Genomic DNA, 18,418 nt, shown 5'->3' on the forward strand with positions numbered 1-18,418 from the left:
TTTTGCCGAGCGGCGGCCCGACGCTAACGCATTCGGCTCACAAGATGAAGAGTCGAACTAGCCAGAAGACATCTGACTACCTGTTTATTTGCACAGTCGGATCGAATTGCTATTCATTGCGTTAATCACGACCTACGCTTCTTGCAGGGGGATTTCCTGCAATGTCGCACCGGATATCTAAGCAAAAAAACGACACTGAACGTGGCAAACTCTTCGGTTTTTGGATTGAAAATCGAATGGTGCAAGTCGCGATCGCCACTCCGATTCAAGGAGAGCGATATCGGCTGGACATTGATGCCATTCGTTGTCCGATGGCGAGTGGTTGGTTGACCGCATCCAATGCGTCCGCATTTGCCGAGGCAGTTGCAACGCTAGTGGATCGCAACGACATGCGCCGCGGAACGGTTTGCCTCTCTCTGGATGGCGATATTTGCGTCAACCGAATCACCCTTGGAACGTCGGACGCAGTCGACCATGAATTGTCGACATTGCAGAGTCGAGTACCACGTTATTTGCAGCTTGGGCCTGGTGAAAAGGTTACCGGGCTGCTTCGCACCCAAATTGATGCACAAACCCATTATGCCGCAACAAGTGTGGCGAACCATTCGGTGATGCGGATGATTTACGACGCATTGCGTGACAATGATGTCGAGGTCGCCTGGGCAGAACCTTCGCTAATCAGCGTGGCACGTTTGATTGGTTACGCCAGCCGGGATTCAACCAATCCAATCTTAATCGCCGATGGTACCGGCACACGTTGGGACGTGGGGATCATTCACCAAGGACGGCTAATTCTCGATTATCGTCCCGCCGCAGCAAAAACAGTCGAAGAGCTGCAAGTGACACTCGATGGGCATCATTCGCGATTGCAACGATATTGCCATCGCCACCTCGGCATTGACGGTGGAAAACTCGAGAAATTGCTGCTTTGCGGCACAGCGGAAAAGGTCAGCCATGCCGCTAAACTCTTCAAAAACAGTCCGGAATTTGATGAAGTCGTTTTATGTGTGCCACCATGCGAGCAACTCTATGACATCAGTGACGAGGATTGCGAATCGCATTGCGTTCCCGCCGTTGCCTCGGTCTTACCACTGATGCTTGGTGTGACGGTCAACGAAGTTCCCGATTTACTTCGTGACGTCCGTCGGGCACCCGATCTTTCTCTCCCAGTACAGATCATTCGCGTCGCTTGGCCAGCAATGGTGGCCGCCCTGTTTCTGATGATCAGTTTCACAATGCTCCATTACGCTCGTACCCATGCGACGCACGCTAAACATGGATCTCAGCAAGTCCAAGCTCAGGTCATTGCGACGAAAACTCGGATGGCAGAACTGGCTCGCAAACGAGAGCTACTTGAGCATTTGAAGTCGGTCGAGCGTCAGAGTGACGAGCCAGATTGGATTGCACAGCTTCAACGGATTACACAAAGCTTGCCGGATCTGGCGAAGCTTAACGAATTTCGAATCGAGTCTGGGACGCACGTTCGGCTCGAAGGAACCGTACTCGAAGAACGGGTTGTCTACGAAATCCTCGAAGAATTACGTGATTTACCCGAGATTAGCGAAGTCGCCTTGCACTCAACCACCCCTGAAGCCAATTCGGACGCTACCCGATTTACCATTCGGTTGACCATGACGTCGCGTGATACAGATCCCATGGAGGCCGCACAAGATGAATAATATGAATAGCCGGGCAACCCGAGCAATCGTCGCGAGCCTAAGTTTGATTGCGATCATCGCGATAGGTATCCCATGGGTCGATGAATACTTTACGCTGAGGAGTGAAGCACGCGAACTCAGTGCGTTGGATGGTCAGTTCACGTTGGTACAAAACAAGCAGAAACGCTTGCGTGAGCTCGAGTCAAACATCAGCGCTGACTTGGACTCTCATCTGAATCGTTCCATCGATCCTGAAAAGAGCCAGGAAGTTCGCAACACCTTGATTGCGATCATTCGCGAATCGGGTGGGCGACTCCGCAGTCTAGAGATTAGTAAGGGGCGGGTCCGACCGTGGGCCATCGAAAATGATGATCCACGCCAAGAATCGCTTCCCCAATACAGTGACGAATCGGATTACATTCTGCACGCTCATGAAGTTGAGTTGCGGATCGATGGATCCCTCGAAACCGTAACAAAAATCCTGCAAGGCATTGCCAAGCGGGGATGGTACATGACGACAAACAGTTTGGTGTTAATGCCCACGGAAGGGAATTTGCCTCTGGTTGCGTCTGAAATACGACTGATTGTATTTGGACTGAGTCCAAAGCCAATCGAAGATGAAGACGAGTTCGCTCGTCATCCGAGGGGCATTCGGATTTTTTACTAGACGACGTTTGTTAGACAACGTAATGCCAATTTAAACTAGCTGAATCAACACACTGCCATGGATGGCAAAATGTCGACTATCGAAATTACCGCTAAACCCAAGTGTATCGCATGGTGTTGTGGTATCTACGGACGACTTGCCGCTGCGATTCTAGTAAGCGGTTGCGGCGTGCTGAACGCGTTTGGCAATGAATGGACGACTACGCTGGATCATCCAACATCGGATCGTGTGATGGCGAGTCTTCGCATCGCGGACGTTCCCGACTTGGTTCCGATTCGCGGCAGTGGCCGCCCGGTGATCGTCAAACCCGAAGGCCGAGTGTTAAAGGTACCCGCGTCGCCCGATGTGTCGTTCGTCGCCGATCGCATCACAGAGGGAGGTGAATCGCCTTCGCTTGCACGAACGACGCAACCGGATCCGGCGTCGATCTCTTCGAGTGAGTTGACTTCGAATGAGAAATCTTCGAGAGACCCCCGTTCGACAGGTCCGAATCCGAATTGGAACACGGCTATGTCGAGTGATCAGAATTCGCCAGTCCCCTCCGTTTCAAATCCGCTAGAACAAAATCTCCCCGCCCCGGCCGACAAGCCAGCGACAAGTGCATCCGCGACAAATGAGTCGGTCGGTACCCAAAGCATCGACGATTTACTCGATCGCAAAGGCAGCATCACGTTTCGCAAAACGCCATTGAGTGAAGTGATCTTCCTGCTTAGCGAGCTCTGGAAAGTGAACATCGTTGCCGGGGATTCAATCACGGGGGATGTCAGTGGTACGTTTTACGAAACCCCGTTGCGTGAGGTTTTGTCGGCGGTACTGAATTCATCAGGTTACAGCTATCGGCACAACGGCAGCAGTTTGGTGGTGCTCCCGATCGATCAAGTGGGCACGGGCAATCCCGACTTTGTTTCACGCATGATCCAAATGCCCACGAGTATCCAGGATCTTGATGCAACGATCGAGGCGGTGCAGTTGTTGATGAGTGAACGAGGTCAAATTCGAAAGATTGGGAACGGCGCGATATTGATCGTCGATCGCCCCGAGCGAGTTAAGCGGGTCCAAGAATTGATAACTAGTTTGTCGCCTCAAGTCGCTCAAACGCTTCCACCGCCCATTGATTCACCCGCACCAATGACAACGCAGGTAGTAAGCGAACCGCTCGTTACGACCAGCGGCATCGCCTATTTTACGCCTCAGTACACCGAAGCCGAAGAGATGACAGAGTCATTGCAAGCGGCACTGGGCGACAACATTGTGGTGGCGACGTATGCAAAAGAAAACCGGATCATGGTCAAAGGGACCCCGGATCAACTGCGGCTTGCTGCGCAGGCGATCGAACAGCTCGATGTTCCGCGCGCTCAAGTCCGCATCACGGCATTGATCTATGACGTCAGTCTGAAGGAAGCCGAAGGGCTGGGGGTAAATTGGTCGCACGGACCTCACAGCAAGTCGACAAGTCTATTGAACGCAGGTACCGACGAGGAAATTAGCGTCTTTCGAAATGCCATCGAAGCGGGTACGGATCTTGGGTTAGGAAGCCCGACTTCATCGCTGGGGTTTCGTACGCTTAACAATTCGTATGATGCAAGCGTTGCGCTGCAGGCCCTGAGTGCGACGTCCGAAGCAAAAATCCTCGCCGATCCTACGGTCACTGTCGGAGACCGTTGCCAAGCTTCGATCAAGATTGTGCAGCGGCTTCCTATTGTGACTTCGATCGTGACCAGCACGGGATCAATTCCGCAGGTCGAGTTTGAGGAAGCGGGCATCATCTTAAACGTCACGCCGAGGATTAGCCGCGACGGGACGATCGAAATGCACGTGCAACCGGAATACAGTGTGGTTGCCGAGTATCGAGATGCGTACCCGGTGATCGATAGCCGGAATGCGGAAACGACGGTTCGCGTCGGCAACGGACATCTGTTCGCGATGGGCGGACTTCGACAAAAGAACATTACCGAAACCGTTCGAGGCGTGCCCTATCTAAAAGATGTAAAGTACATCGGTCGCCTGTTCCGCAGTCATGGCACCGAGGTGCGAGAAAGCGAGCTGATCGTGTTCTTGAAGCCCGAGATTATCTCGCCCTATGCTCCCGGCACGCTCCGCGAAAATCAAGCGAGCTGTATAGCCAATTTACAGCTGGACCAAATCCCCTACGCCACCGTTTGTCCAGGCACACCTGATTGCCGGAATCCCGACTGCCCGAATCACCATCCTCGCCCACGACTGAACGGCGGTTCCGTTGAACTTGAGATGATCGGAGGATGCGGCATCGGTTGCCTCGAACCGATGAACCAAAACCAGTTCACGATCAATTCTGCTGAAGTCGAAGTGATTATCCCATCACCCTAATAGCCCATCACCCTAATAGAGTGTGATTCCCAATCGCGTTGCCTACCATACGGTGAGTAAACGCGAGAGTGAAATGGCTTGTGCTGCGTCGCAGCTAAGAATTAGGGTTGGTAATAGCGAAAGTCGTCAAGACTTTCGTTGTATTTGCCCGCCGATCCGAAACTATCGCGCGAGTTCCGCTACCCTAAAAGTAAGCTGCCACGCAGCACTAGGATTTTCATCGCGACTATGCAGCGATTCGTCGCGGCGTTGACTCTGTTTCAACAGACTCGCGTTTCATCGGCAACACATCGACGTTGTCCATAGGCAGTGACCACTGCATTCCCAGCATTCGTCCCAGACGCGTGCGGCGAACGAGACCTTCATAGGTTAATAAACTTAGCCCGACACTGATGGAAAATGCTGCCATCATCTTCACGCTAGGATCCACACCCGGTAGCAGTTGCTTGAGATCGATGTGGACCAAGCCGAGGATGGGGTGATGCACCAAGTAGATCCAAAACGACGCTGCCGCTAAATATTGAAGTGGCACCGAAAGATGATGAATCTTGCGACTTGCCGCGATCGCGAAGAATGTCACGGCGTAGGCCGCAAGCACGGTCACGATTGCAAGTCCCGCTTGTGCTAAATCGCTGTCACCGTATTCCAGGTGCCAGCGGCCCAGCGTCACGGTGGTTACCAACAGCAACGTGCTTGCAATAGCTAACGTCTTGGTTTTGTTTTCGAGCGACGCCAGCGACGGATCGACGTTTGCGATCAGCATCCCGGCGGCGAAAAAGGTTCCACTGTAAACCCATTTGCTGACCACCGGCAGAAATGCGTGTTGGAATCCCCAAACCACCTCCGGCGCGACCATCAGCGTCACTGCTGCCGTCCCGGCGAGCAGCGTCATTGCGATTCCCGATCGTTTGGCGATGTACTGTGTCGCTTTTCTGAAAATGTCAAAACGAGCGACGATGGCGGCAACCACCACGTAAATAAATACGTATTGCAAGAACCACAGATGGCTCAGACCCCACAAATCGCGATCAATGCCGCCATCAAATTTTAGACTCTTTAATTTCACGGGTTCGACAATGCCTTCGACGACCCAGCCGAGCACCCAGACGTACAAGTCCAGAGGCAACACCGCACAAACCGCGAATGCAAGCGGCACCAATAGTCGCCGTGCACGACTGGTGACGAGAGCAACGCTGCCACGACCCGATAATGTTTGCCACGCAAAATAGCCGGCCAACACTAAGAACAATGGCATGATAAAAACTTCGATGCCCCAAAATAGCCAGTCCACTGGTCGACTGGCAGAATCGCGAACGGACCACGCTAGCCCGGGCATCGGATTTTGTAGATAGGGCACACACGCGTGCAATAGCACAACACCGAGTGCGGCAATCCCGCGGACGGCATCGAAACCCAACATTTTCCGCTTCGCCGATGGTTGATCCGCTGAATCTTCAGCGGAGGTTCCATCCCCGGAGTGAGGTGATTTTCGGGATAAGGTCCGCGAACGCTGAGTTGGAAATGCAATGGTATTCATCGTGCATTTGCAGATACCAAAACCAACCCGGCGTGGGAAAGATCAAATCCTACGTTTTATCTTGCCATCAAATCATTGAATCTTTGCGACAGCGCGTTGGCATTTTGAGAGAGCGAGACATCAGAAAGAGTTTGCGAGCTTTTGCTGCTGGCCTCTTGCTGAGCCTTAACAAACGCTTTGGCATCATTGAGCTCACTTTGCCGGAACAGACGCACATTGCCGAGATAGCGTGATTCGATGCGATTGAGTTTGGCGAGTTCTTCCCAACTGAGCTCATTGGCGTAATGCCATGCCACTGCTTGAGCGACCTTTTGGGACACGTTCGCCTGAGCGAGTTGATTGCAAAGTTCAATCAGATTTTTATCCTGCGTGTATTGCTCAAGTCGGATCATGCGGTATTCCAGCTTGGCATTGGGCTCAGGTTTCCCCTGTTCCAAGCAAACGGTCGTGGCGACTAATTTGCGAGTCTTCTCGGGAGCAATTCGCATGAATCCCATGCCAAATCCGTTGCCTTGTCGCGCGTTGCCGCCACCGATGTTGTTTCCCGCGCCGTTGTTACCAAAGGCATTGCCCCCTTGCTGTGCACCTTGCTGAAAGCCTCCGCCGACGCTTTGATTGCCGCCGCCCTGTCCTGCTTGTCCCTGCTGGCCACCGATTCCGGCTTGTTGTCCACCGAATCCAAGTTGAGCAAGCACGGGAACGGCGGCGATCGAATCTGGCAATTCAATATGCAAAACGCGATCCGTAAGATTTTCAATCAATACGTTCGCGTGCTTTGCGTCCAAGGCAATAAACTGTACCGCCACTTGTTTCGAATCGATCGCGTCAAACAACTCGACCGCAACCGTGGGTTCGTCCGCTGAAACAAACTCTTCGCCCGAGAACGAAACGGTTAACAGTAAAACGGTAACGGCAACGATACCGCGACGGACTTGCAAACAACGCATTGGAATCCCTTGTCATTGAGTTGGCAGAAAGGAGCCAATCGATATGAACATTCATCTCGATTGATCCAGCAACGTCGACTCAACAAGGCACAAATCATGCCAAGGCCGTTTTACTGCGTTTTGCACGCGGAACATGAAGATCAAGCTCACGCAAAGTAAAACAAGTGTGGCTTTTTGCAACACCGATCATGCACACATCAATGGATCTCACTGAGCAATCAATTCAGGTGATTGCGGGGCCTGCCAAGGGACGCTGCCGCCATGTTGAATCTGTGCCGCCAACCGCTGTTTGAGTTTCGCTACCACTTGAGGTTGCTTTGTGATCTGATTATTTGTCTCTTGTGGATCCGCTTCGAGATCATAAAGTTCCAGAGGTGAAAACGGATCGTTCTGCATCAGTTTCCATCGTCCGTGAATCATAGCGTGGTAGGCGTGTCCTACATACTGCCCCCCTCCTTCGCGGCGGACAAAATACAGCTCGCGTGCAGCAGATTGTGAACCCTGCGTGGACGCTTTGCCTTCAAGCAAATCTTTCAAACCGATTGCGTCGATGTCATTGGGCCGTTGCACGCCAGCGTATTGCAAAAACGTCGCTCCGACGTCAAACGTCATCACGGGTTGGTCACTCTTGCTTCCCGCAAGAATCTTCCCGGGATAACGAACCCAAGCGGGTACCCGTAGGCCGCCATCGTAGTGACTCTGTTTTCCATCACGCCAAGGATCATTGTTTTGAGCATGAGGCAATGAACCGCCATTGTCCGACGTGAACGCGATCACGGTTTTTTCACGCAGCCCTAGCTCATCGATGCGTTTGAGCAATTTGCCGATTTGGTCATCCAAGTGCTCGACGAACGCTACGTTGAGCGCCCGTTTGGCCTCAAGCTGCGGAGATCGCGTTTGCACGCGAGCGAGCCACTGCTCGGGCGGCTGGATCGGAAAATGAGGAGCGTTGTAGGCGAGATACAGAAAAAATGGCGACTCAGATGGCGTTGCATGCTGCGTCAGATAATCATCGGCCCACTGCGTGAACAACTCCGTTGCGTGTCCTTCGGGATCAATTTCCTTGTCATCACGTCGCATGTAATTAAAGCCTTGACGACGGTGCGTGTAGTAGTCGTCCATCATGTCGCCGAGAAACCCATGGAAGTGGTCAAACCCACGTTCACAGGGTGTGTTTGGCGACGACAAGCCAAGATGCCACTTCCCAACGATGGCAGTTTGATACCCCGCTTCACTCAGTCGGTCGGCCAACGTCGGTACATCGGTTCGCAGATGTCCCCACGAATTGGTTGCGTTCGTTCGGATCACTCCAGGGACTCCGGCGCGATCCGGGTACATGCCCGTCATGATCGCAGCACGCGTCGGCGAGCAAACGGTGCAATTGGCCCGCATCCGAGTCAACATCATGCCTTCGGCAGCAAGCTTGTCCAAGTGAGGCGTTTGCACATCCGTCGCCCCATGACAAGAAACGTCACCATAACCGAGATCGTCAGCAAGAATCAGAATTAGGTTGGGACGTGTTGTTGGATCGGCAGAAGCAGAGCTGCTAGTCTCGGCGTCCTGCGCAACGCAGTGCGCCGCCGTAACCGCGAACACGCACCCCAACGCGATGAATGTGAATACGAATCGCCAACGAGCTTGGGTTAGGGGTGAGTGACCGGACACAACTTTTCGCGGGAGCCAAACCATCTCGATCTCTTTTCAAAATCAGCGAGGAATCGATTAAATGCCCGCAATTGCAGACGCCCAAATTCGGCCCCCAGTCTGCTCGCTGTGGTTTGCCAAGTCAATTCCTTGTCGAGATCATGAAAAAAACGATTGAGGGCAACCTTGGTCACCCTCAATCGTTACGTACATTCGATCAAGAATCGTAGCAAACGAACTACAGATTCAAGATGATTTCGTTAGGCCCATCGTCAACTTTTGCCGTCAAACCTTCGATTCGTTTTGGCGACCCGTCTTTGGCTTGGGAGCGACCTTTAGGAGCCATCCCGATCGGTTGCAGCGATCCTTCGGCCATTTCCTCGGTCGAAACCGTCGGTGCGATGACCTCGGATGCCGGTGCAGTCGGCCCGCCAGCCACGTGACCGCCGATGACGGTTACTTTATGGTCTCCGACTGCTGCTCCGGGATCCCCCGTCGAGTAATACAAGGTGAAGGTCCCAGTGTCGTCGGTTTCGCCATACGAAGCGGCGCCGTTGAGCGTAGGGTAAAATTCTACCTTGGCGTTGACGAAAGGTTTTCCTTCCTTCATTAGCTTGCCACTGACGCCGGCCAACGACGGCTTGTCACTTCGGCTGCATCCGAGGGTGACGACCAGCAATGACATTGCCAAACTAAAAGAGAGTTTCGAGACGTGATTCGTGTTCATGGATCCGATTCTAATTGTTTCGAGAGGCTTATCGATTTACGTTTTACGTGAAGGAAAGAAGCTTAGAAATCTTCGTTCATTACGGTGCGGTCTTGGCGATCCGCCAACAGTGCGTAGATATCGAAACGGATATTTTCGCTGATGAAACGAACGCTGCCGTCGGCGAGCACGAATTGAGCTCCCCCGCCGTGAGTCGAGTTAAACACGGTGTGACGTCCAGGACGTCCGTACCAGTACGGGCCGATGCCATGAGGCGAGTAACGGCTGGTGGACGAATAATTAATGCCGACTCGCGTCGAGGCAATGTTCATCCAATAAGCTTCAGATTCGTTGTGGTTGGCACCACCGCCGCCGGACCAAGCTCCGCCGTACCAATTCCCAGCACGTTGGTCATAGTAATTGAATGTTCCATCGGTGTTGCGAATGCGGATTTCAGCGGATTGTTCACCAATCGCAAGCGTGTTGCTGGTGCCATCCAGGATCGATGCAAAACGTACCGGTTGGTTGTAATAATTGTCCAACGCAACGATCACTCCATTGTGATCGGTCATCCCGTGATAGCCGTTCCAAGTGGAGTAGTTCGTGTTGTTATTACTAAACCGCCCAGCGACACCCACGTAGTTAGAAATTTGGACTTCGAGTTTGTCGGGAGCCCCCAGTGCCTTGGTATCCGTACTTGCGTCATCAGAGCGAGTGGTCGGAAGGGAGCTGGAAGGGCAATTGAAAGTGGGGACAACAAGCCCGTCAAAGGTTTCCCAGTTGCGGTTAATGCCAGGATTACGAGACGCCCAATCCGTTCCCGCAAACGTCGCGGATTCGAATGCAGCAGTCTGCTCCACAAATGGCAGAATACGGACCAACCACGATGCAGGGCGATCATTCGTTGCCGTGACGGGAAGTACCGCCGGTGGCATGGCTTTGTAAGTGTCATGGTACATATGAAGCGCCAAACCAAGTTGCTTCAAGTTGTTCGAGCACGACATGCGGCGAGCGGCTTCGCGAGCTGCTTGCACTGCGGGTAACAGTAGGCCGACCAACACGCCAATGATCGCAATGACCACCAGTAGCTCGACCAATGTAAAACCGCTGCGTTCCTTTGCACGCGTTGATCGTGCGTACTGGAATTTGGAAATTGACATTCGATTCGTTTCCTAAATCTTCGACCTTGATGTTGAAAGATGAACGTCGCCATTGAGCATGCACGACGTTCGCACGGATCTTGCCTTCCGCAATCCGAATGCCTCGCAAATGCTCGGTCTCCCAATTGCCCGCAACCTGATGGCGGGGAGCGGGACGCTAATGGGGATTAGTTTCGCTCTGGCTGTTCGTCTCGATTGCCTACCGCCCCTTACCTTCAGGAAATTTTTGTGTGAATTTCTAAAAAATGATAATTCGGCACGGTCTTTGCCTAGTCATCGCTTTCCATGCGTCCTCGCAAGTGCAAGGACTTTGAGCGGGTGGCTGCTATCGAATTGTGCAATTGCGATGTTCAACGCGGTTTGGACCTGGCAAACCGGGTCAAAGCAGAGGTGGATGAGAGAGGGTTGCAGCTTTGGCCTAAGGTTAGCTTCGTGGCCATTGTTGAAGAACAATGGCCAGCACCAAGTTATGGTTCGGAAACGCGAATCTTGTCAGATCGCAGCGTGCTTGTCAGATCGCCAGTGTGATTGTCGGATTCAGCGACTGGCGATCGTTCGGAGTTGTTTTAAGAGAAGGACGCGGTTTTACACGAAGGCCAACGTTTGGCTAAAAAAAATCCCACTCAGCCAAACCGGGCTGGTGGGATTTCGCGAGTCGCCGATCGATCGAAGACAATCCGTTACTTAACTTGCATTAAGTTAAAGCGAGACAATTGTTCCCGCTCTTCTTTAGTAAACGACATCTCAAAGTAGTGAATCGTTTTGAGTCCTTTCATTTCCGCCATCGCATCAACAACGCGTCCACGGTAGGCATCTGAAAAGTAAATATTGTCACTTTCTTGAACGTTCCCATACCATCCGATCCATAGATCGGTCACGGTGTCAAAGTATTTCAGTGACGAGAGGTTATCGGGTCGGATGGTGGAATTAATGATCCGCAAATCACGTACTTTCAATTCTTCGATTGGCTTGAGGGTGGTGATTGCCGTTCCACTTAGATCCAGCGAATCTAATTCGCGAAAGTTTCTTCCTAAGATTTCCAAAGTGGAATCGTCCGCATGCCCGCGGCCAATGAATCTTGTCGATTCGGGGGAAAGGTCAATCCGGCGAATTCCTGGCAGGGCTGTGGCGAGTCGAAGGTTGCGATTTAGTTCTAATGGAGAGCGGACGGCTTGAAACGCGATCGAAGGGAATGAGGGCAAATCGGCATCGACCACTTTGGTAGGCGACCCGGAAACCGCAACGTTGGATACGAGTAGTTGACGCCAAACATCAGTAATCGCCTGATGGTTTTGGTTTCGCTTTAGCGTGGCACTGATTCCGCTGCTCGCGATATAAATCATAAACGCTATCAACAAGACGCCCATTCCCGCTAGAAACGTGGTCAACCATTCCGGTCGATTTGACCAGCGGAACGGCGAACGATAGGGAATCGCGGGCGGCTCCTTTTTCTTCTTCGTTGGTGGTTCCATCGCTATGGATGGCATGGGTAGGTCGGCTGCGGCGTTCGAATGCCGTGACGAAATGTCAGCAAGCCGCGGATCTCTTTTGGCTTTCACAATGGGTTTCACTCCGAATAGATAAACGAAAAAAGGAGAGAGAGACTTCTTAAACTAGCACAGCAAGAGACGTTTATCCCATCGAAAACCATTAAGTTTTCCGGGCAATATCTAACGTAAGCCGCTGCATTGTCAGTGGCGGGTCCGCGTGCCCCCTCGTGGATCTTCACCCGACTTCGGACCTCCGAATGTTGCCGGGCGAAACGGGGAGTGATGCAATCCCTCCTTAAGGAAACGCAAAAGAACCATCGGAAAGACCCGGGAATTTTGCTAGTTTATTGAAATTACTCCGTCGGATACTGGGTACATCCATTTCTTGGCGACGAAGTCTGGCTGTCCCGTTGATGATTATTTTGCTCGCGGGGAACTTCTTTTTTCCTAATACTCCTCAATCCAATTTTGCTGTCGACATGCAGCTCCGTTTTTATGCCTGACCCGAAATTGCTAAACGATTTGTTGCGCCAGTATTTTGGCTATCCATCGTTTCGACCGTCGCAGCAGGCGGTCATCGAACATGTCCTTGCGGGCAATCACGCGATGGTGGTGATGCCGACGGGGATGGGGAAATCATTGTGTTTTCAAATTCCGGCATTAACGATTCCAGAAAACAGCAACGAGATTGTGCTCGTCTTGTCACCTCTGGTCGCGTTGATGCACGACCAGGTCAGTGATTTGCGATCGCGAGGAATCGATGCGGCCTACATCAATTCCTCATTAGACCGCCAAACCCGCGAGCTTCGCTATGCCGAAGTTGCGACAGGCAAGTACCGATTGTTGTACGTCACCCCCGAGCGTTTTCGAAAAGATGAGTTTCGAGAAATCATCGGCAAACGCAAAGTCAAGTTGTTGGCGATCGACGAAGCGCATTGTGTCAGCCAATGGGGACATGACTTCCGGCCCGACTACTCGCGTATCGGCGAGATTCGTGAACGGCTTGGTTTTCCAACCACGATTGCATTAACCGCAACGGCAACCGAAGCGTGTCGGCAAGACATCTACCATCAACTCGGAATCGGTGCGGAAAACATCCAGTTGTTCTACCAAGGGATTAATCGACCTAACCTTCGGCTTGATGTGGAGCATGTGATCAGCGATCAAGAGAAATTCGACTTGATCCAAAGCAGTCTTGACGACTCCGTTTATCGCGGCGGAAGCGTTGTGATCTATTTTTCGCTGATCAAGACGCTAAGCCGCTTTAGCGATCACTTGCTGCGATGTGGTGTTGATCATGAATGTTATCATGGCGATTTGCCCAGTCAGAAACGACGCCAAGTTCACAACCGATTTCTAAGTGGTGATACCGATGTCGTGTTGGCCACCAATGCCTTTGGAATGGGAATTGACAAGGCGAACATTCGCGTTTTGATCCACGCAGAAACACCGGGCTCTATCGAATCGTATTACCAGGAAGTTGGCAGGGCGGGGCGTGATCATCAACCGAGTCGCTGCGTGTGGTTGTACGACCAGAGTGATCTGATGACCCAAATGCAATTCATTGAATGGTCCAATCCCGACGCTGATTTTTATGGTCGACTTCTAAACATGCTGACCGAACACAACGAGTCGTGTCGGGCGTTTGGGATCGACTGGTTAAACGACCGACTGCAACGACTCAGCCGGCATGACCATAGGATTGCCACCGCGTTTGCGATGCTCGATCGGGCCGGGGTTGTCGCAGGGCCACATCCACCTGAGTGCTTTGAGGTGCTGACATCAATCCCTCCGCATTTTCGCGACAGCGAAGCGTTAGCGGAGAAAAAACGTCGGGACCAGCAACGGCTTTACGCAATGGTCCAATTCGCGGCAGAACAGGACGACCGTAAAGCATTCTTGCAGCGATACTTTGAAGGTGACGACAACTCGTGATTGCTGCTTTTCAATTGCACGACTTTTCAATTGCACGGCGCCATACAATTCTTTTCGACGCATGACTGAGAACGCGATGTACGTTGCAGCGCCAAGGGAATCCGGTATGGTTTGGCGACGGATCGTCCCCTACGGTAAAAAACAGCGCAGCTGCCAAGTCTCATTTCAACCTTTTCACTGCACGGCATCGACCCGATGAACGAATCTTCAAACGTTTCGGACGAATTTCCCACGACTGGCCGTCTCGCAGCGATCGATTTTGGCAGTGTACGTATTGGGATCGCAATCTGTGATCCAGATCGAATCTTGGCTAGCCCGTTGGAAGTCCACTCTGCAGTAGATTGGGTCAACGATGGCGATTACTATCGCGACTTAACAAAAGTGGAACGGATTGCCGCTTTTGTCGTCGGGTTGCCCATCCATCTCGATGGGGGCGAAAGTGAAAAGAGTACTCAAGCCCGCGAATTTGCACGCTGGCTCGCAACGACGACCGGCAAACCGGTGCGTTTATTCGACGAGCGTTTTACTACGGCGGATGCGAACAATCGCATGCGTGCCGCAGGCTATACCCGCCAAGGCAAAAAGAAGCGGATCGACGCTGTCGCGGCTTTGGTCATCCTTGAATCATTCATCGAAGCATGCCGCTATCGAGGCGAGATCGTCGGGAAACCGTCAAGCGAAGAGATTCCTGCAAAAGGAGAATCGATTGATTGAAACCTCAGGATTGCAACCTTAAGCAGCGTCGCACGTCGACAGTGCTACCATCAAATCCAGGAAACGCTCGTTGGCGTCGTTACGGCGACGGACACGCTCTGAAATGCTCCATCCCGAACGAATGGCGAGCACCCGACGCGAAATCTCAACGTCCGACAAACGCACTTCTGTATTTAGTTCGTTCAAATTCATTGCAGCATCATCACGCGTTTCGCAGATCATCGTCGACATTTTGAATCCTTCCAAAAACTATTTAAACTGAAAAGTAGATAGCAGAAATTTTGCGACGAAGTGTGTCGCAAAATTAGAATGACTAGGCAGCTTCGCAAGCCGACAACGCATCGATCAAATCGAGGAATCGCTTGTCCGCTTCGCGGCGACGACGGACACGTTCGGCAATGCTCCAACCTGAACGAATCGCAACGACGCGGCGAGAAATCTCAGTATCGGAAAGACGAATCTCATTTTGAGCCGGTGTAGTTGCTTTAGAGACAGTCTCAGGGCGAGTAACGGTTAACATCGGTGAATCCCTCCAGGAAAGTAATCGCTTAGGCTTTGTTTAGGCTTCAGTTACATTTGCTTCGTGTCCTCGGCTGACACCGCTGAAGACGAAGTTAGGAAGAAGCAATTGGGATGCCAATACAGTCCAAAAGAGCGATTAGATTCCAGAAAGTTCACGCGAACGAGCACGCTTTTGATCAAAAAACGGCGAAAACACCGTGAATTGCGTCGTTTTTATTTTTCATTCGCCGGCAGTGAATTTTGCGAGCCCCAGATTGAATGCTCGAACGTTGGTAAGTTTTTCAACTCTCTAGTCGGAATTACCATCACAAAGCAATCCGTTGCGGGATGGTTATCATTGATCGCATCGATCACCGCGTTCCAACTTTCGAAGCTGCATTGCCCCTGAAGATCGACGTATTGAAGCCGTCCTTGAGCGTCGTACAGCATGCCATCAATTTGTTGGGCACGATCGGGTGACCATACAAACGAGCCATCGAGTTCGAAATACAGTTGCGGAAGTAGCTGCAGCCGGCTGGCGGCATCTTCGAAACTTGATAGCAACCCCTCACCCTTGGGCCCGTACAAATAGACGTGAAAGCGTTTCAGGGTTGAGTTCATGGCGGTGCTGTAAAGTTGAAGAACAAGAGGTGGAAGGTCGAGGCAGCGGGATCAAAAAGGCTCGCTGGACGCATGGAGAAGCCCTGGGAAGCTCAAGCCGACAACACACCTGAGCCTGACCTGTCTTAGATTTCCCCAGGCGGGGCATTCTGCCCCATGCTCATTAACTCATTGCAGACGCAATGTTGCAACAACCGTAACCATTGTTTGCAGATAAGCGTCTTCCAGCAGACCGCCGTTGCCAAGAAATCATCGTTGATGCGTTCAATTCCTCACGCAAAATCGTCTTATATCATTGTTGAGGGATGGTTAATTGAAAGAGGGGGGACGGTTACGGAACGGCTGTATTGGGCATGCTGAGAATGGATTTAGTGGCAGCCGGCATGATCTTTGCGTGTTACTAAATCACAACGAAAAACGGTTAGAAGTGACTGTCAAAAGCGACGTTTATTAGCAGTGACTCGCTCGGAAACCGTGGACGGATGTCGTCCGCGGTTAGAGTCTTGAAACGCTGGGGTTAATCAACCGAAGTTGAACCCTGGGGAACTTTTGAGTGTCTCAGTGCGTAAAACAGTAGTGCATGAATCGTCTCTCTGATTGTCGATAGATGCGTGCATTGCTCAGGTGGATTCACTAACGTCCTTTAAATGGTGAGTGCGTGAACACAAACCTTACTGAGAAAGTCGGATAATGTCCTTCGGTTTTGAAGGCCAACCGCGTTCGCTTTCTCATTATAAATAGGAAGGGGTAGGAAATGGTTTCTCTCAATACGAATTCCGGAAACACTGCGACTCGCGGCGGTTTCGATTCTTCGAAGTTGCGACACGATGATAGTCCATTGCGAAGTCAGGACGAGCTATCGGATTCGCTAGGGATGTACCTCAAGCAAATGGGCCAGACGTCTCTGTTGACAGCAGAACAAGAATTGGATCTGGCGCTGCAGCTGGATGATGCCCGTACCTTATTCCGACACAATTTGCTCCGTATTCGTTTTGTTGCCGAGGATGCGGTTGCATCGCTTCGCGAGATCGTGACGGGCGACGCGAGGGCGGACCGTAGTCTTAGTTATGCTGTGACCGACGAGAAGGTAAAGCGACAAATTCTCAGCCGATTAGAACCGAATGTTTGCACGCTTGAGTCCTTGCTTTCGCTCAACAACGCGGATTACGAGGCGATCCGAAATCGTCAACTCACGTTAGCCGAGCGTAGTGAAGCCCGTAGTCGCTACCTGCGTCGGCGGGAATCGATCGTTACGCTGATCGAGGAACTTGGTTTGCGGTTACCCGCGATCGAACAGCATTTCGAAAACGTGTTGTGGATGAATCATCGAGTCGGAGTGCTTCGTCAACGGCGGGCCGAGCTAACGCTCGAAGAGCATGCCGAATACGAAACCATCTTGCGACGGACTCAGCACTCAAGTTGTGGTCTCGATCGTCGTGTTCAAGAACTCGAGCGAAACTACTCGCTTTACACCTCAACCAAGCAAAAGTTGGTGGAAGCCAACTTACGTCTCGTCGTTTCGATTGCAAAGAAATATCGCGGACGCGGGTTGGCGTTTCTTGATTTGATTCAAGAAGGCAACTCGGGATTGATGCGTGCGGTTGAAAAGTTCGAAGCCAGTAAAGGTTTCAAACTTTCGACTTATGCCACATGGTGGATTCGTCAAGCGATTGGACGCGCGGTTGCGGAACAAAGTCGTACCATTCGCATCCCGGTGCACGTCGTTGGCGAGATGAACGAATTGCAGCGAACGATCAGTGATTTGTATCAGCAATTGAGTCATCGACCAACGCATCGCGAAGTTGCCGACACCTCAGGGCTGAGCGATGAACGGCTGATCGTGCTCGAGCGTTCGCTAAGCACTAGTTACAGTCTGGATAACGGAACTGCAGGCGATGCCCCTACAAATCTACGCGATATTTTGCAGGAAGAGGATCGAGCACCGCTTGGGACCGAAGTCGATGCAAACACGCTAAGCCATCGATTGGAATCCTTGCTCGGTCAACTGGATGATCGTGAGCGATCGATCGTTAGAATGCGATTCGGCTTCGATAACTACTCGCCGCAGACACTCTCAGAAGTTGCCAAAGTGTTCAACATCAGCCGAGAACGTGTTCGTCAGATTGAACGACGTGCCTTGCGAAAACTGCAACAACATGACGAGGTGAATAGTCTGGTCGGCTTTCTTGACTAAGGACCGCCGAAACCGTTACTGACGTAGCGGAACGCTTGCGTGAGTTTCAACCTGTTGTGCGATTCACTAAAGTCTTGACGACTTCCGCTACGAATCAACGCGTCACTTAATGGTCCGACGATCGTGAGTAAAAGCAACGAGCGGTTCATTGCCCTCAAATTCGAATGTTCTTTTCCGCTTGTTTCTAAGTCGCAGCTGCGATAGGTGATTTGTTGTTGACGCTGCTGCTTCGATATGCGGATCGCGATTCGATCTGTCGCAATCTGCACTCCGGCATCTAGAGGCTAGCGAACAGTCC

15 protein-coding genes are annotated in these 18,418 nt (G+C 51.8%); 6 read left to right on the plus strand and 9 right to left on the minus strand.

Annotated features, from left to right (window positions below; genetic code table 11):
* The first annotated feature begins 161 nt into the window (after window positions 1-161).
* The 3 genes from SH528x_RS08465 (at window position 162) to SH528x_RS08475 (ending at window position 4,671) form a co-directional block, all read left to right on the plus strand.
* On the plus strand, window positions 162-1,679 hold the full coding sequence (locus SH528x_RS08465; protein WP_442510087.1) for a PilN domain-containing protein: 1,518 nt from the start codon (window positions 162-164) through the stop codon (window positions 1,677-1,679).
* Window positions 1,672-2,325, plus strand: a complete 654-nt coding sequence (locus tag SH528x_RS08470) for a hypothetical protein (RefSeq protein WP_442510088.1) — start codon at window positions 1,672-1,674, stop codon at window positions 2,323-2,325. Before SH528x_RS08465 ends, SH528x_RS08470 begins: the two co-directional genes overlap by 8 nt.
* A 69-nt stretch (window positions 2,326-2,394) precedes the next feature.
* On the plus strand, window positions 2,395-4,671 hold the full coding sequence (locus SH528x_RS08475) for a type II secretion system protein GspD (RefSeq protein WP_442510089.1): 2,277 nt from the start codon (window positions 2,395-2,397) through the stop codon (window positions 4,669-4,671).
* Window positions 4,672-4,897: 226 nt separating this feature from the next.
* On the opposite strand, the gene SH528x_RS08480 is transcribed toward SH528x_RS08475, so the two are convergent.
* The 6 genes from SH528x_RS08480 to SH528x_RS08505 form a co-directional block, all read right to left on the minus strand.
* Window positions 4,898-6,208 carry an acyltransferase family protein gene (locus SH528x_RS08480; RefSeq protein ID WP_442510090.1) on the minus strand — a complete coding sequence of 437 codons (1,311 nt, stop codon included), beginning with the start codon at window positions 6,206-6,208 and terminating at the stop codon, window positions 4,898-4,900.
* Between the two features lie 56 nt (window positions 6,209-6,264).
* Window positions 6,265-7,155, minus strand: coding sequence for a hypothetical protein (locus tag SH528x_RS08485; protein ID WP_442510091.1), 891 nt, complete (start codon window positions 7,153-7,155; stop codon window positions 6,265-6,267).
* 207 nt (window positions 7,156-7,362) lie between these two features.
* Entirely contained in the window at window positions 7,363-8,844 is a 1,482-nt protein-coding gene (locus SH528x_RS08490; RefSeq protein WP_442510092.1) for a sulfatase family protein, read from the minus strand.
* A 193-nt stretch (window positions 8,845-9,037) separates the two neighbouring features.
* Window positions 9,038-9,526: a hypothetical protein gene (locus tag SH528x_RS08495; RefSeq protein WP_442510093.1), complete on the minus strand. Its 489-nt coding sequence runs from the start codon at window positions 9,524-9,526 to the stop codon at window positions 9,038-9,040.
* A 62-nt stretch (window positions 9,527-9,588) separates the two neighbouring features.
* The gene (locus SH528x_RS08500) at window positions 9,589-10,665 is read right to left on the minus strand and encodes a DUF1559 family PulG-like putative transporter (protein ID WP_442510094.1); all 1,077 of its coding nucleotides are present in this window, start codon (window positions 10,663-10,665) and stop codon (window positions 9,589-9,591) included.
* Between the two features lie 680 nt (window positions 10,666-11,345).
* Window positions 11,346-12,224 carry a hypothetical protein gene (locus SH528x_RS08505; protein WP_442510095.1) on the minus strand — a complete coding sequence of 293 codons (879 nt, stop codon included), beginning with the start codon at window positions 12,222-12,224 and terminating at the stop codon, window positions 11,346-11,348.
* 426 nt (window positions 12,225-12,650) lie between these two features.
* Between SH528x_RS08505 and SH528x_RS08510 the strand changes: the two genes are divergently transcribed.
* Window positions 12,651-14,090 carry a RecQ family ATP-dependent DNA helicase gene (locus SH528x_RS08510; protein WP_442510096.1) on the plus strand — a complete coding sequence of 480 codons (1,440 nt, stop codon included), beginning with the start codon at window positions 12,651-12,653 and terminating at the stop codon, window positions 14,088-14,090.
* Window positions 14,091-14,285: 195 nt separating this feature from the next.
* A complete protein-coding gene (ruvX, locus tag SH528x_RS08515) occupies window positions 14,286-14,804 on the plus strand; it encodes a Holliday junction resolvase RuvX (RefSeq protein ID WP_442510097.1) in 519 nt (172 codons plus the stop codon).
* Window positions 14,805-14,822: 18 nt separating this feature from the next.
* On the opposite strand, the gene SH528x_RS08520 is transcribed toward ruvX, so the two are convergent.
* The 3 genes from SH528x_RS08520 to SH528x_RS08530 form a co-directional block, all read right to left on the minus strand.
* A complete protein-coding gene (locus SH528x_RS08520) occupies window positions 14,823-15,035 on the minus strand; it encodes a hypothetical protein (protein WP_442510098.1) in 213 nt (70 codons plus the stop codon).
* Window positions 15,036-15,117: 82 nt separating this feature from the next.
* Complete coding sequence (locus SH528x_RS08525; RefSeq protein ID WP_442510099.1) at window positions 15,118-15,324, minus strand: hypothetical protein; 207 nt, start codon at window positions 15,322-15,324, stop codon at window positions 15,118-15,120.
* 215 nt (window positions 15,325-15,539) lie between these two features.
* The gene (locus tag SH528x_RS08530; RefSeq protein WP_442510100.1) at window positions 15,540-15,926 is read right to left on the minus strand and encodes a hypothetical protein; all 387 of its coding nucleotides are present in this window, start codon (window positions 15,924-15,926) and stop codon (window positions 15,540-15,542) included.
* Window positions 15,927-16,680: 754 nt separating this feature from the next.
* Between SH528x_RS08530 and SH528x_RS08535 the strand changes: the two genes are divergently transcribed.
* Window positions 16,681-18,120 carry an RNA polymerase sigma factor RpoD/SigA gene (locus tag SH528x_RS08535; RefSeq protein WP_442510101.1) on the plus strand — a complete coding sequence of 480 codons (1,440 nt, stop codon included), beginning with the start codon at window positions 16,681-16,683 and terminating at the stop codon, window positions 18,118-18,120.
* Window positions 18,121-18,418: the final 298 nt, after the last annotated feature.

The organism is Novipirellula methanifontis (genome assembly GCF_052161655.1).
Lineage (GTDB): Bacteria > Planctomycetota > Planctomycetia > Pirellulales > Pirellulaceae > Novipirellula.